This is a genomic window from Frigidibacter sp., from assembly GCF_030695035.1.
Lineage (GTDB): Bacteria > Pseudomonadota > Alphaproteobacteria > Rhodobacterales > Rhodobacteraceae > Frigidibacter.
In genome coordinates this window covers 22,054-36,574 of the sequence record NZ_JAUYTT010000017.1, presented here as the reverse complement: position 1 = coordinate 36,574, position 14,521 = coordinate 22,054, and the positions used below count along the sequence as shown (strand labels likewise).

The following is a 14,521-nucleotide window of genomic DNA, read 5'->3' as shown; positions in this document are numbered from 1 at the left end:
CAGGTGGAACGGGTGCCGCGCCGGGGAGGCTGCCGCGCCCGAACAGGGAGAGAGCTATGAAAATCACGCTTTTTGCGGCCGCGCTTGCCGTGGGTGTTTCGTCCTTTGCGATGTCCGCCGCTGCGCAGGACAAGGGCACGGTCGGCATCGCCATGCCGACGAAATCTTCGGCGCGCTGGATCGACGACGGCAACAATATGGTGCGGCAGTTCGAGGCCGCGGGTTATGCGACCGACCTGCAATATGCCGAGGATGACATCCCGAACCAGCTCGCGCAGATCGAGAACATGATCACAAAGGGCGTGAACGTTCTGGTCATCGCCGCCATCGACGGCACCACGCTGTCGAACGCGCTGGAAAACGCTGCCGCTTCGGACATCAAGGTCGTGGCCTATGACCGCCTGATCCGCGACAGCGGCAATGTCGACTATTACGCCACCTTCGACAACTTCAAGGTCGGCGTTCTGCAGGCCACCAGCCTGGTCGAAGGGATGCAGGAACGCTTCCCCGACGCCAAGCCGCTGAATGTGGAACTGTTCGGCGGCTCGCCCGACGACAACAACGCTTACTTCTTCTACAACGGCGCGATGTCGGTGCTGCAGCCGATGATCGACTCCGGTGACATCGTCATCGGGTCGGGCCAGACCGGCATGGAAACCGTCGGCACCCTGCGTTGGGACGGTGCGGTTGCGCAGTCGCGGATGGATAACCTTCTGTCGGCCCATTACACCGACAAGCAGGTTCAGGGCGTGCTCTCGCCCTATGACGGGCTGTCGATCGGGATCCTGTCCTCGCTGAAAGGCGTCGGCTACGGTTCGGGCGATCTGCCGATGCCGATCGTCAGCGGCCAGGATGCCGAAGTGCAATCGGTCAAGTCGATGATCGCTGGCGAGCAGTACTCCTCGATCTTCAAGGATACCCGCGAACTGGCCCGCGTCACCGTGAGCATGGTCGATGCGCTGCTGCAGGGCACCGAGCCCGAGATCAACGACACCACCACCTATGACAACGGCGTCAAGGTTGTGCCGTCCTACCTGCTGGAGCCGCTGCCGGTGGATGCCAGCAACTACCAGGCTGTGCTGATCGACTCGGGCTATTACACCGAAGACCAGCTGAAGTGATGTAACCGGCCGCTTTGCCAGAACCGCCCTGCCGGATCTTCCGGCGGGGCGCCCTGCCAGAGGCAGGCAGCGCCCGCGGGCCGCAGCCGCCCGGCAGGCTTTGCCAGCCAGCAAGGACCATCATGACCCCGATCCTCGAGATGCGCGGCATCACCAAGACCTTCCCCGGTGTGAAGGCGCTCGACAACGTCAACCTGACCGTGCTGCCCGGCGAGATCCATGCGATCTGCGGCGAGAATGGCGCCGGCAAATCCACCCTGATGAAGGTGCTGTCGGGCGTCTACCCGCATGGCAGCTACGAGGGCGAGATCTTCTACGAAGGCGAGGCGATGGCCTTCCGCGGCATCGCCGAAAGCGAAGCCCGCGGCATCATCATCATCCACCAGGAACTGGCGCTGGTGCCGCTGCTGTCGATTGCCGAGAACATATTTCTGGGCAACGAGAATGCCAGCGGCGGCGTCATCAACTGGCCCGAGACCTATACCCGCACCTCTGCCCTGCTGAAGAAGGTGGGCCTGTCCGAAGCGCCGACCACGCCGGTGGACAAGCTGGGCGTCGGCAAGCAGCAGCTGGTGGAAATCGCCAAGGCGCTGTCCAAGGAAGTGCGGCTGCTGATCCTCGACGAGCCGACCGCCAGCTTGCAGGAGAATGACAGCCAGAAGCTGCTGGACCTGCTGATCGAGTTTCGCGCGCAGGGCATCGCCTGCATCCTGATCTCGCACAAGCTCAACGAGATCCGCCATGTCGCCGACCGGGTGACGATCATCCGCGATGGTGCCACCGTGTCCACCATCGACTGCAAGACCGAAGAGATTTCCGAGGCGCGGATCATCCGCGACATGGTCGGCCGCGACATGGCGCATCGCTACCCGCCGCGCGACGTCGCCATCGGCGAGATGCTGATGGAGGTGGAGGGCTGGAACGTCTGGCACCCCGAACATGCCGAACGCCAGATGATCCGCAACGTCTCGCTGAATGTGCGCGCAGGCGAGGTGGTGGGGATTGCCGGGCTGATGGGATCGGGCCGCACCGAACTGGCGATGAGCATCTTCGGGCGCAGCTATGGCCGCAACATCTCGGGCGAGGTGCGCCTGCGCGGCAAGGCTGTCGATACCTCAACCGTCCCCACCGCCATCGCCGCCGGGCTGGCCTATGTGACCGAGGACCGCAAGGGCCTTGGCCTCGTGCTGCCCGAAACCATCCTGCGCAACACCACGCTGTCAGCGATGCACAAGGTTTCTACCTACGGCGTCGTTGACCCGGGGGCCGAGCGCAAGGTGGCAGAGGACTATCGCACCGCGCTGAAGATCCGCACGCCAAGCGTGTTCCAGAAGGTGATGAACCTGTCGGGCGGCAACCAGCAGAAGGTGGTGCTGTCGAAATGGCTGTTCACCGACCCCGCGGTGCTGATCCTCGACGAGCCGACCCGCGGCATCGATGTCGGCGCCAAGTTCGAAATCTACGGGATCATCAACGATCTGGCCGCACAGGGCCGCGGGGTCATCGTGATCTCGTCGGAAATGCCCGAACTTCTGGGCATGTGCGACCGCATCTACGTCATGAATGAAGGCGCCTTCGTGGGCGAGCTCGCCAAGGGCGATGCGAGCCAGGAAAAGATCATGTCGATGATCGTGAAGGGCTGAGGGAGGAGCAAGACAATGGCACAGACCGGAACCGAGGCCGCACGTCCCGCACTGGGACATTACCTGAAGGGCCACCTGCGCGAATACGGCATCCTGATCGCATTGGTGGCGATCATGCTGTTCTTCCAGGTGATGACCGACGGCACGCTGATGAAGCCCGTCAACCTGACCAACCTGTTCTTGCAGAACAGCTACATCATCATCATGGCCCTCGGGATGCTGCTGGTCATCGTCGCCGGGCATATCGACCTGTCGGTCGGATCGGTCGCAGGCTTTATCGGCGCGCTGGCGGCGGTGATGATCGTGAACTGGGGCTGGCCGACGCCGGTCGTGCTGCTGGCCTGCCTGATCGTCGGCACCATCATCGGCGCCGCTCAGGGTTACTGGATCGCCTATTGGCGCATCCCCTCCTTCATCGTCACGCTGGCGGGGATGCTGGTCTTCCGCGGGATGACTCTGTGGCTGCTGAACGGCCAGTCGGTCGGGCCCTTCCCCAAGGGTTTCCAGCTGCTGTCCACCGGCTTTGTCCCCGATATCTTCGGGCCCGACAAACCCAACATCACCGCCTTCGTTCTGGGCCTCGCCGCCGCCACCGCCATCGTTGTCTTTGCCTTCCGCGCCCGCGCCCGGCAGATGCGCTACGGGATCGAGGATGAACCCTTCATCGCCTTCGCGGTGCGCAACGGGGTGATCGCGCTTGCGCTGGCCTATATCTCCTGGCTGCTGGCCACCTATCGCGGCCTGCCCAACGTGCTGATAACGATGGCGGTGCTGATCTCGGCCTATACCTTCCTCACCACCTCCACCACGCTTGGCCGGCGGATCTACGCCATCGGCGGCAACGAAAAGGCTGCCAAGCTGTCGGGCATCCGCACCGAATGGCTGACCTTCCTGACCTTCTGCAACATGGGTCTGCTGGCGGCGCTGGCCGGGCTGATCTTCGCGGCCCGCCTCAACACCGCCACGCCCAAGGCCGGCGTGTCGTTTGAGCTTGACGTGATCGCGGCGGTCTTCATCGGCGGCGCTTCGATGTCGGGCGGGTCGGGCAAGATCGTCGGCGCGGTGATCGGCGCCTTCATCATGGGGGTGATGAACAACGGCATGTCGATCCTCGGGGTCGGCATCGACTATCAGCAGGTCATCAAGGGGCTGGTGCTTCTCGCCGCGGTGATCTTTGACGTTTACAACAAATCCAAGCAGGGCTGACCCATGCATCTTTCGCAACTGATCGGCGGGGGTGTCATCCTCCGCGAGGGTGAGATCGCCCATCTGCTGCCCGGTGCGGCCAGCGTTTACGACCTGGCCCATGCCGCCATCAGCGAGGGCCGCCCGCTGGCGGAGCTGCTGGCGGCGGCGGGGCAGGGCGAGGCGGTGGATCTGGCCGCGCTGGCCGCGGGCCGCAAGCTGGACCTGCCGATGCGCCACCCCGAACCCGCCCGCATGTATCTGACCGGCACTGGCCTGACCCATACCGGCTCCGCCTCGGCCCGCGATGCGATGCATGCGGCGGCGACCGGCGGCCCGGCACCGGTCACCGACAGCATGAAGATGTTCCGCATGGGGCTGGAGGGCGGCAAGCCGGCGGATGGCGAGGTCGGCGTGCAGCCCGAATGGTTCTACAAGGGCCCGGGCACCGAGGCCGTGGCCCCCGGCCAGCCCCTCACCTCCCCCGGCTTCGCGCTGGATGGCGGGGAAGAGCCCGAGATTGCCGGCTTCTACGTCATCGGCCCAGATGGCACGCCGCACCGCGTCGGCTTCTCGCTGGCCAACGAGTTTTCCGACCATGTGACGGAACGGATCAACTACCTGTTCCTTGCCCATTCCAAGCTGCGCCCCGCCGCCTTTGGCCCCGAGCTGCTGCTGGGGGCGCTGCCCGCCGATATCCGCGGCACAAGCCGCATCCTGCGCGGTGGCGCGGTGGCGTGGGAGAAACCCTTCCTGTCGGGCGAGGCGAATATGAGCCACACTATCGCCAACCTCGAACACCACCACTTCAAATATGCCTGCTTCCGCCGCCCCGGCGATCTGCATGTGCATATGTTCGGCACCGCCACCCTGTCCTTCGCCGATGGCTTCACGACAGAGCCGGGCGACGTGTTTGAAATCTCGGCCGCCGCGTTCGGCCTGCCGCTGGCGAACCCGCTGGCCGCAGAGCCGGCCGAGACGGCCCCAGTAACCGTGAGGATGCTATGACCGAGCCCGCGACCCAGCTTGCCACCTATCCCGACCTTTCGGGGCGCACCGTGCTGATCTCGGGCGGGGCCAGCGGCATCGGCGCGTCGCTGACCACGGCCTTTGCCCGGCAGGGCGCCATCACCTGCTTCGTGGACATCGCCGTGGCCGAGGGCGAGGCGCTGGCCGCCGCGCTGACCGCCGAGGGGCACCGCGCGCATTTCACCAGCTGCGACATCACCCGCACCGCGCAGTATCAGGGCGCGATCCGCGCCTTTGCCGAGGCGCATGGCCCGATCACCGCGCTTCTGAACAACGCCGCCAATGACAAGCGCCACTCGCTCGAAGGGCTGACCGAGGAAGGCTTCGACAGCCATATCGCCGTCAACCTGCGCCACCAGATGTTTGCCGCGCAGGCCGTGGCCCCGATGATGCGCGGCGCCGGCGGCGGGTCCATCGTCAACTTCGGATCGGTCGGCTGGATGATGGCGACGGGCGGCTACCCGGTCTATGCGGCCAGCAAGGCGGCCGTTCACGGCATGACCCGCGGCCTCGCCCGCGACCTTGGCCGCGACGGCATCCGCGTCAACACCCTCGTCCCCGGCTGGGTGATGACCGACAAGCAGCTTCGGCTCTGGGTCGATGACGCCGCCAAGGAACTGATCGCCCGCAGCCAATGCCTCGCCGGCCCGGTGCTGCCGGAGCATATCGCGCAGATGGCCCTTTTCCTGGCATCCGATGCCTCGGCCATGTGCTCGGCACAGAACTTCATCGTTGACGGAGGTTGGGTATGACCAAGTTCACTCCCGCGCCTTGGCCGCGCAAGCTGCGCTCGCAGGAATGGTTCGGCGGCACCGGCCGCGACCAGATCTATCACCGCGGCTGGATGAAGAACCAGGGCCTGCCCCATGACCTGTTCGACGGGCGCCCGGTGATCGGCATCCTCAACACCTGGTCGGAACTGACCCCCTGCAACGCCCATCTGCGCGATCTGGCCGAACGGGTGAAGCACGGCATCTACGAGGCTGGCGGCTTCCCGGTCGAAGTGCCGGTCTTTTCGGCCAGCGAAAGCGGCTTCCGCCCCACCGCGATGATGTTCCGCAACCTTGCGGCCATGGCGGTGGAAGAGGCGATGCGCGGCCAGCCGATGGATGGTTGCGTGCTGATGGTGGGTTGCGACAAGACCACACCCTCGCTGCTGATGGCCGCCGCCTCGACCGACCTGCCCTCTATCGTCGTCACCGGCGGGCCGATGCTGAACGGCTATTTCCGCGGGGAACGCGTCGGGTCCGGCACCCACCTTTGGAAATTCTCCGAAGCCGTAAAGGCCGGCGAGATGAGCCAGGCCGACTTCCTCGAGGCCGAGGCCTCGATGAGCCGCAGCCCGGGGTCCTGCAACACCATGGGCACCGCCAGCACCATGGCCTCCATGGCCGAGGCGCTTGGCATGGCGCTGTCGGGCAATGCCGCGATCCCCGCCGTGGACAGCCGTCGCCGCGTGATGGCGCAGCTGACCGGGCGGCGCATCGTGCAGATGGTCAAGGATGACCTGAAGCCTTCGGACATCCTCAAGAAAGAGGCGTTCGAGAACGCGATCCGTACCAATGGCGCCATCGGTGGCTCGACCAACGCCGTGATCCACATGCTCGCCATCGCCGGCCGCGTCGGCATCGACCTGACGCTGGACGACTGGGACCGCTGCGGCCGCGATGTGCCAACCATCGTGAACCTGATGCCCTCGGGCAAATACCTGATGGAAGAGTTCTTCTATGCCGGCGGCCTGCCCGTCGTCATCAAGCGGCTGGGAGAGGCGGGCCTGCTGCACAAGGACGCCCTCACCGTCAGCGGCGAGACGATGTGGGATCAGGTCAAGGACGTCATCAACCACAACGAGGATGTGATCCTGCCGACCGACAAGGCGCTGACCCAGTCGGGCGGCGTGGTGGTGGTGCGCGGCAACCTTGCCCCCAAGGGTGCGGTCCTCAAACCCTCGGCGGCAACCCCCGCTCTGCTGACCCACCGGGGCCGCGCGGTTGTGTTCGAGGACATCGACGACTACAAGGCCCGCATCGAGGATGAGGCGCTGGATATCGACGAGACCTGCGTGATGGTGCTGAAGAACTGCGGCCCCAAGGGTTATCCCGGCATGGCCGAGGTCGGCAATATGGGCCTGCCGCCCAAGGTGCTGCGCAAGGGCATCACCGATATGGTCCGCATCTCTGATGCGCGGATGTCGGGCACCGCCTACGGCACCGTCGTGCTGCACACCTCGCCCGAGGCGGCAGCCGGTGGCCCGCTTGCGGTGGTGCAGGATGGCGACATGATCGAGCTCGACGTGCCGAACCGGCGCCTGCATCTCGACATTTCCGATGCGGAACTTGCCGCGCGTCTGGCGGGTTGGTCCCCGCGCACCGCGCCGCCCGCAAGCGGCTATGCCTGGCTGCATGATGCCCATGTCGAGGGCGCCGATACTGGCGCCGACCTCGATTTCCTGAAAGGGTGCCGCGGCGCCCCGGTGGGCCGCGACAGCCATTAAGACCCGCCGCACCTCCCCTGCGGCGATTTTCTGAAAACCAAGAAGGAATGCCCGATGACACAGGACTTCACCCCCCACGGCAAGCACCTGATCGCTGGCGAGTGGGTCGCCGGCGCGGCGACCTTCCGGTCGGAGCCGGCCTCTGGCCCGGCGCATGAGTTTGCCATCGGCACGCCGGATCTGGTCGATCAGGCCTGCGAGGCGGCGGCTGCGGCCTTCCCGGCCTATGCCGCGACCTCCCGCGCCGACCGCGCCAAGTTCCTCAACGCCATCGCCGATGAGATCGAGGCGCGCGCCGCCGCCATCACCCAGATCGGCACGCAGGAGACCGGCCTGCCCGAGGCGCGCCTGAACGGCGAGCGCGGGCGGACCACCGGCCAGCTGCGGCTCTTCGCCGAGCATATCCTGAAGGGCGACTATCTCGACCGCCGCCATGACAAGGCCCTGCCCGACCGCACCCCGCCGCGGCCCGAGTTGCGGATGATGCAGCTGCCCATCGGCCCGGTCGCGGTCTTCGGCGCCTCCAACTTCCCGCTCGCCTTCTCCACCGCCGGGGGCGACACCGCCGCCGCGCTCGCCGCCGGCTGCCCGGTTGTCGTGAAGGGCCATTCGGCGCATCCCGGCACGGGCGAGATCGTGGCCGAGGCGGTGCTGGCCGCCATCGAGTCCTGCGGCATGCCCAATGGCGTCTTCAGCCTGATCCAGGGCGGCAAGCGCGATGTCGGCACCTCGCTGGTGCAACACCCGCAGATCCGCGCCGTCGGATTCACCGGCAGCCTCGGCGGCGGGCGCGCACTGTTCGATCTCTGCGCGCAGCGGCCCGAGCCGATCCCGTTCTTCGGCGAGCTTGGCAGCGTCAACCCGATGTTCATCCTGCCCGAAGCCGCCGCCGCCCGCGGCGCCGCCATCGGCGCTGGCTGGGCCGGATCGCTGACCATGGGCGCGGGGCAGTTCTGCACCAATCCCGGCATTGCGGTCGTGGAAGCCGGCCCCGCCGGGGATGCCTTCGTCAAGGCCGCCGCCGAGGCGCTGGAAAAGGTGGCTCCTCAAGTGATGCTGACGGACGGCATCGCCAAGGCCTATCAGGACGGCAAGGCGCGCTTCGATACCCGCAACGCCGTGCAGCCGGTGCTGGCGACCACCAGCGAGGGCCGCACCGCCGCCCCGAACCTCTACGAGACCGATGCCGCCAGCTACCTGCAGGACCATGCGCTTGGTGAGGAGGTCTTCGGCCCCCTCGGCCTCGTCGTCCGCGTCTCTGGCGCGGAAGAGATGGAGACCTTGGCCAAGGGCTTCGAAGGCCAGCTGACCGCCACGATCCACATGGAGGACGGCGATATCGACCTCGCCCGCCGCCTGCTGCCGGTGCTGGAGCAAAAGGCCGGCCGCGTGCTGGTCAACGGCTTCCCGACCGGCGTGGAAGTGGCCGACTCGATGGTCCATGGCGGCCCGTACCCCGCCAGCACCAACTTCGGCGCCACCAGCGTCGGCACAATGTCCATCCGCCGCTTCATGCGCCCGGTCTGCTTCCAGAACCTGCCCGAAGCCCTGCTGCCGGAAGATTTGCGGGGGTAAGGGCGGCCATGACCGTGACGCCTGACTGGATCGCTGTCGACTGGGGCACCTCGCAACTGCGGGTCTGGGCCATGGCGGGGGGCCGCGTGCTCGCCGCCGCCAGTTCCGAAGACGGCATGGGCCGGCTGAGCCCCGAGGGGTTTCAGCCGGCCCTGCTGCGGCTGATCGAGCCCTGGCTGACGACCGGGCCGATGCCGGTCATCGCCTGCGGCATGGTCGGGGCGCGGCAGGGGTGGGCCGAGGCGCCCTATCGTCCGGTGCCCTGCGCGCCCGTCGCCCCCGGCGCGCTGATGCCGGTTGCCGCCGATCCGCGGCTGGCCCTGCGCTTCGTGCCCGGCCTGTCGCAGCGCAAACCCGCCGCCGATGTGATGCGCGGCGAGGAGACCCAGATCGCCGGGGTGCTGGCGACGTTGCCGGATTTCGACGGCATCGTCTGCCTGCCCGGCACCCATACCAAATGGGCGCATCTGAGCGCGGGTGAGGTGGTCAGCTTCCAGACCTTCCTGACCGGCGAGATGTTCGCGCTGCTGGCCGGCCAGTCGGTGCTGCGCCATTCGGTCGGCGCGTCCGGCTGGGACGATGCCGCCTTTGCCGAGGCGGTGGCCGATGCCATCACCTCGCCCGCCCGGGTTTCGGCGCGGCTTTTCGGCCTGCGGGCCGAGGCGCTGCTGGCGGACCTTGCGCCCGAAACCGCGCGCGCCCGGCTGTCGGGCCTGCTGATCGGGGCCGAGCTTGCCGCCGCGCGGCCCTACTGGCTGGGCCAGCGGGTGGTGATCGTCGCCGCCGATGGCATCGCCCATGCCTATGCCGCTGCTTTGGCTGCCCAAGGCGTGCAGGCCGAACTCCTGCCCGCCGAACAGATGACCCTTGCCGGCCTGACGCTGGCGCAAGCCGGAGAGACACCATGAGCCGCAAGCTGATCGCCATCCTGCGCGGGATTACCCCCGCCGAGGCGCTGCCGGTGACCGAGGCGCTGATCGCCGCCGGCATCACCCGGATCGAGGTGCCGCTGAACTCGCCGGACCCGCTGCAGTCCATCGCCGCAATGGCGCAGGCCTTCGGGGCCGAGGCGCTGATTGGCGCGGGCACCGTGTTGACGCCGGCAGACGTCCACGCGGTGAAGGCGGCGGGCGGCGAGTTGATCGTCTCGCCCAATGCCGATGCGGCGGTGATCGCCGCCACCAAGCGCGCCGGGATGCAAAGCTGGCCGGGCGTGCTGACCCCCACCGAATGCTTTGCCGCGCTGGCGGCGGGGGCGGACGGGCTGAAGATCTTCCCGTCCTTCCTGATGGGCACCGAGGGGCTGGCCGCGATCCGCGCCGTGCTGCCCGCCGGGACCGAGGTCTTCGCGGTGGGCGGCGTCGGCCCGCAGAACTTTGCCGACTGGCGCCGCGCCGGGGCCAGCGGCTTCGGCATCGGCACCGCGCTCTATGCCCCCGGCCGCAGCGCCGCCGACATCGCCGCCCGCGCCGCCGATCTGGTCGCCGCCTATGACGCGGGCCTGGCATGAGCTCGCTGGTCTATGACTCGCGTCCCTGCGAACTGGGCGAGGGCGCGCTGTGGCACCCCGAACGCGGCCAGCTGTTCTGGTTCGACATCCTCGGCCGCCGGTTGCTGAGTCAGGACGCCAATGGCGCGCTGGCCTGGCAGATGACAGAGCGGTGTTCGGCCGCGGGATGGGTGGACCACGACACGCTGCTGATCGCCTCGGAAACCGCCCTCTTCCGCTTCGACCTGCCCACCGGCGAGCGCACCGATCTGGTGGCGATGGAGGCGGACAATCCCGAAACCCGCTCCAATGACGGTCGCGCCGATCCCTGGGGTGGGTTCTGGGCCTCGACCATGGGGCTGGAGGCCGAAAAGGGGCAGGGGGCGATCTACCGTTACTATGAGGGCGAGCTGCGCCAGCTCTTCGACGGCCTGACCATCCCCAATGCGATCTGCTTCGGGAGGGACTTCGCGCATTACGCCGATACCGACGAGAGCAAGATCTACCGCGTGGCGCTGGACGGTGACGGCTGGCCGGAGGCGGAGCCGGAGCTGTTCCTGGACCTCGAACCTGAGGGGCTGAACCCAGATGGCGCGGTGATCGACGCCGACGGCACCCTCTGGGTCGCGCTCTGGGGCGCGGGCAAGGTCGCGGCCTATGCGCCCGATGGCACCTTCCTGCGCGCGGTGGACACCGGCGCGCCGCACAATACCTGCCCAGCCTTCGGCGGGGCGGGCCTGCGCACGCTGTTCGTGACCTCGGCGCTGGAAGGGCTCGATGCCCCGCGGCGGGAGGCTTTTCCGCATTCGGGGATGGTGCTGTCCGAGCCGGATGTGGCGACAGGGCGGGCGGAGCCGGCGGTGGTGCTGGATTGACGCCGCCGGGGCCTTCTGCCCCGCCCCATTTGCTAAAAGAAGCGGGGGGCCTTCTGCCCCCCGCGCCCCCCGAGGATATTTCTCCAAGGCAAAGGGAAAGGAGCCGCGCCCTTTGCGAGGGGCGGATCAGCTTGCCGAGAAGGTGAAGCGGGTTTCGTGGCGGTAGGTCTCGCCGGGCATCAGGCGGCAGTTCGGGAAATGCGCGTGGCTGGCGGCGCCCGGGAAGGCCTGCGATTCCAGCGCGATGCCGGCATGGCGCGCGAGCGTGGTGCCGCCCTTGGCGGGGGTGCCATCGGGCAGCATCCCACCGACATAGACCTGCAGGCCCGGCTCGGTCGTCGCCACCTCCATCCGCCGGCCCGAGGCGGGATCTTCCATCACCGCCGCCAGATGCAACCCGCCGCTGCCACGCCCGCCGCCTTGCGGAAGGCAGTAGTTGTGATCGGGGCCATGCGGGGCCACCCCGGCCTCGGCCATCGCCGCTACCACCTCGCCAATGCGGGGGCCGTGGCGCAGGTCGAACGGGGTGCCCTCGACCGACAGGATCTCTCCCGTCGTCAGCAGCCCGGGGCCGACCGGAGTGTAGAAGGCGGCGGGGACCGTCAGGCGCTGGTCAAGCACCGTGCCCGTACCTTCACTTATGCCAATGCCGGCCATGTTGAAGTAGGAATGATGCGCCATGTTCATCACCGTCGGCCGGTCGCTCTGCGCCTCCATCACCACCGACAGCGCGGTGGCGCTCAGCCGGTAGGTCGTGCGCATCATGCAGCGCCCGGGATAGCCCATCTCGCCATCGGCCGACTCGGCGGTGAAGGTGACGGACGTGGCCGTCTGATCCTCGATCTGCCACAGCTTGCGGTCGAACCCTTCGCTGCCGCCATGCAGGTGATTGCCCCGCTCGTTGCAATCGACCTGATGCTCGGTGCCGTTCAGCCGGAACCGGCCCCCGGCGATGCGGTTGGCCACCCGCCCGCAGGTGGCGCCCAGATAGGCGTCGGAGGCGAGATACCCCTCCAGCCCGTCGAACCCCAGCACCACATCGGCCAGCGCGCCCTCCCGGTCCGGCACCTCCAGCGCCACCAGCCGCGCGCCAAAACCGATCAGCCGGGCGCGCAAAGGCCCTGCCGCCAGCACCACCTCGGGCACCGGGGCGCCGTCCAGATGCCCGAAAATCCGGTTCGTCACTGCTGTCATCTGCCCTGCCCTTCGCCCGCAATCGCCCCAGACCAGAGCCGCGCCGCGCGGCGCCGTCAACCACCGGGGCACAAAAGTGCGCATTCCTTCGGCCTGGTGTCGCAAAACGGCATGGCGCCCGGGGCATTTGCCCTGCTATCCAAGACGGATCCCCGCAGGACACAAGGACGCGCCACATGACCCAGCTCTCGAACTCGCTTGCCGCCGCCGATATCGCCACCAGCCTTCACCCCTATACCGATGCCCGCGCATTGGAGGAGAACGGCCCGATCATCATCGCCCGCGGCGAGGGGATCCATGTCTGGGACACGGCTGGCAACAAGTATATCGAAGGGCTGGCGGGGCTGTGGTCGGTGGCCGTGGGCTTTGGCGAAAAGCGCCTTGCCGATGCGGCCTACAAGCAGATGAACCTTCTGCCCTATTACCACATCTTCGCCGCCAAGGCGCATGAGCCCTCGATCCGGCTGGCCGAGAAGCTGGTGGAGATCTCGCCGGAACCGCTGACCCGGGTGTTCTACACCAATTCGGGGTCCGAGGCGAATGACACCGTGGTCAAGCTGGTCTGGTACATGAACAACGCCCTTGGCCGGCCCGCCAAGAAGAAGTTCCTGGCCCGCACCAAGGGGTATCACGGCATCACCATCGCCTCGGGCAGCCTGACCGGCCTGCCCAACAACCACCGCGATTTCGACCTGCCGGCAATCCCGGTCGTGCATCTGACCTGCCCGCATTTCTACCGCTTCGGGCTGGAGGGCGAGACGGAAGCCGAGTTCACCGCCCGCCTGCTGGCCGAGCTGGAAGCGGTGATCGAGCGCGAGGGCGCCGACACCATCGCCGCCTTCATCGGTGAGCCGCTGATGGGCGCGGGCGGGGTCATGGTGCCGCCCGAGGGTTACTGGCCGGGAGTGGAGGCGATCTGCCGCAAGCATGATATCCTGATGGTCTCGGATGAGGTCATCAACGGTTTCGGCCGCACTGGGGAGCGTTTCGGGTGCGAGACCTATGGGTTCACGCCCGACATCATGACTGTGTCGAAGCAGATCACCTCCAGCTACATGCCGCTGGCGGCGGTGCTGTTCACCGAGGAGATCTACAACGCCATCGCCGATAACAGCCACAAGATTGGCACCTTCGGCCATGGCTACACCGCCTCGGGCCACCCGGTCGCCGCCGCCGTGGCGCTGGAGAATATCGCGATCCTGGAAGAGCGGGATCTGATGAACGCCGCGAACCGTCTTGGCCCCCGCCTGCAGGCGGGGCTGCGCCAATATGCGGATCACCCGCTGGTGGGCGAGGTGCGCGGCGCCGGCCTCATCGCCGGGATCGAACTGGTGGCCGACAAGGCGACCAAGGCCCCCTTCACCCCCATCGGCCGCGTCGGCGCGCAGGCGGCAGTCTTCGGCCATGCCGAAGGGCTGATCTTCCGCGCCGTCGGCGACACGCTGGCGCTGTGCCCGCCGCTGATCGTGACCGAGGCGGATATCGACCAGATCGTCGAGAAGATGGGCCGCGCGCTGGACCGCACCGCCGAATGGCTGGCCGCGCAGGGGTGAGTCCCTTGGGGGAGGGCGCTTGCCCGCCTGCTTGCCCCCGTCTCCTTGGCGAAGGCCATCGCCTTCGCCACTCACCGCCAACTCATCTTGCACCGGACGGGGGCCCAAAGCCCCCGGCCAGCGCCCGCCCTCCCGGCCCGGCCACGGGCCGGGCGTTCTTCGCGGAAATCCTCCACTGGAGGATTTCTGTTCGCTCATCACCCCTCGGCGGACGCTTCTCGCCCGCCAGGTCGGGCGCTGGCCTCATTCGGTCTCATGATGCCAGCGGCTCTGGGGGAACGGTTCCGCACGGGCGGGGCGAGGCCGTGCCTCGCCTGATCCCGCCCGAACCTGCCCGAACCATGCGGCAAATCGTATGTATGA

The 14,521-nt window shown here is 67.5% G+C and carries 12 protein-coding genes; 11 read left to right on the top strand and 1 reads right to left on the bottom strand.

Annotation, left to right across the window (positions count from 1 at the left end; translation table 11 throughout):
* Positions 1 to 56: 56 nt before the first annotated feature.
* The 10 genes from chvE to Q8S30_RS16530 all read left to right on the top strand — a co-directional run bounded on the left by chvE (position 57) and on the right by Q8S30_RS16530 (position 11,411).
* A complete protein-coding gene (chvE, locus tag Q8S30_RS16575; protein WP_305667136.1) occupies positions 57 to 1,121 on the top strand; it encodes a multiple monosaccharide ABC transporter substrate-binding protein in 1,065 nt (354 codons plus the stop codon).
* Positions 1,122 to 1,243: 122 nt separating this feature from the next.
* Complete coding sequence (gene mmsA / locus Q8S30_RS16570) at positions 1,244 to 2,764, top strand: multiple monosaccharide ABC transporter ATP-binding protein (RefSeq protein WP_305667135.1); 1,521 nt, start codon at positions 1,244 to 1,246, stop codon at positions 2,762 to 2,764.
* 15 nt (positions 2,765 to 2,779) lie between these two features.
* Positions 2,780 to 3,970 (top strand): multiple monosaccharide ABC transporter permease, encoded by a 1,191-nt coding sequence (gene mmsB / locus Q8S30_RS16565; protein WP_305667134.1) that lies wholly within the window; start codon positions 2,780 to 2,782, stop codon positions 3,968 to 3,970.
* A gap of 3 nt (positions 3,971 to 3,973) precedes the next feature.
* Entirely contained in the window at positions 3,974 to 4,957 is a 984-nt protein-coding gene (araD1, locus tag Q8S30_RS16560; protein ID WP_305667133.1) for an AraD1 family protein, read from the top strand.
* Positions 4,954 to 5,730, top strand: a complete 777-nt coding sequence (locus tag Q8S30_RS16555) for an SDR family NAD(P)-dependent oxidoreductase (protein WP_305667132.1) — start codon at positions 4,954 to 4,956, stop codon at positions 5,728 to 5,730. The genes araD1 and Q8S30_RS16555 overlap by 4 nt, the downstream gene beginning before the upstream one ends.
* Complete coding sequence (gene araD, locus Q8S30_RS16550) at positions 5,727 to 7,472, top strand: L-arabinonate dehydratase (RefSeq protein WP_305667131.1); 1,746 nt, start codon at positions 5,727 to 5,729, stop codon at positions 7,470 to 7,472. Before Q8S30_RS16555 ends, araD begins: the two co-directional genes overlap by 4 nt.
* A gap of 54 nt (positions 7,473 to 7,526) precedes the next feature.
* Positions 7,527 to 9,047: an aldehyde dehydrogenase (NADP(+)) gene (locus tag Q8S30_RS16545; RefSeq protein ID WP_305667130.1), complete on the top strand. Its 1,521-nt coding sequence runs from the start codon at positions 7,527 to 7,529 to the stop codon at positions 9,045 to 9,047.
* A 14-nt stretch (positions 9,048 to 9,061) separates the two neighbouring features.
* Positions 9,062 to 9,955, top strand: a complete 894-nt coding sequence (locus Q8S30_RS16540) for a 2-dehydro-3-deoxygalactonokinase (protein WP_305667186.1) — start codon at positions 9,062 to 9,064, stop codon at positions 9,953 to 9,955.
* A complete protein-coding gene (locus Q8S30_RS16535) occupies positions 9,952 to 10,557 on the top strand; it encodes a 2-dehydro-3-deoxy-6-phosphogalactonate aldolase (protein ID WP_305667129.1) in 606 nt (201 codons plus the stop codon). Before Q8S30_RS16540 ends, Q8S30_RS16535 begins: the two co-directional genes overlap by 4 nt.
* Positions 10,554 to 11,411: an SMP-30/gluconolactonase/LRE family protein gene (locus Q8S30_RS16530; protein WP_305667128.1), complete on the top strand. Its 858-nt coding sequence runs from the start codon at positions 10,554 to 10,556 to the stop codon at positions 11,409 to 11,411. Before Q8S30_RS16535 ends, Q8S30_RS16530 begins: the two co-directional genes overlap by 4 nt.
* A gap of 126 nt (positions 11,412 to 11,537) precedes the next feature.
* On the opposite strand, the gene Q8S30_RS16525 is transcribed toward Q8S30_RS16530, so the two are convergent.
* A complete protein-coding gene (locus tag Q8S30_RS16525; protein WP_305667127.1) occupies positions 11,538 to 12,605 on the bottom strand; it encodes an aldose epimerase family protein in 1,068 nt (355 codons plus the stop codon).
* A gap of 176 nt (positions 12,606 to 12,781) precedes the next feature.
* Here Q8S30_RS16525 and Q8S30_RS16520 point away from each other — a divergent pair, with 176 nt between their 5' ends.
* Complete coding sequence (locus tag Q8S30_RS16520) at positions 12,782 to 14,158, top strand: aspartate aminotransferase family protein (protein ID WP_305667126.1); 1,377 nt, start codon at positions 12,782 to 12,784, stop codon at positions 14,156 to 14,158.
* Positions 14,159 to 14,521 lie beyond the last annotated feature (363 nt).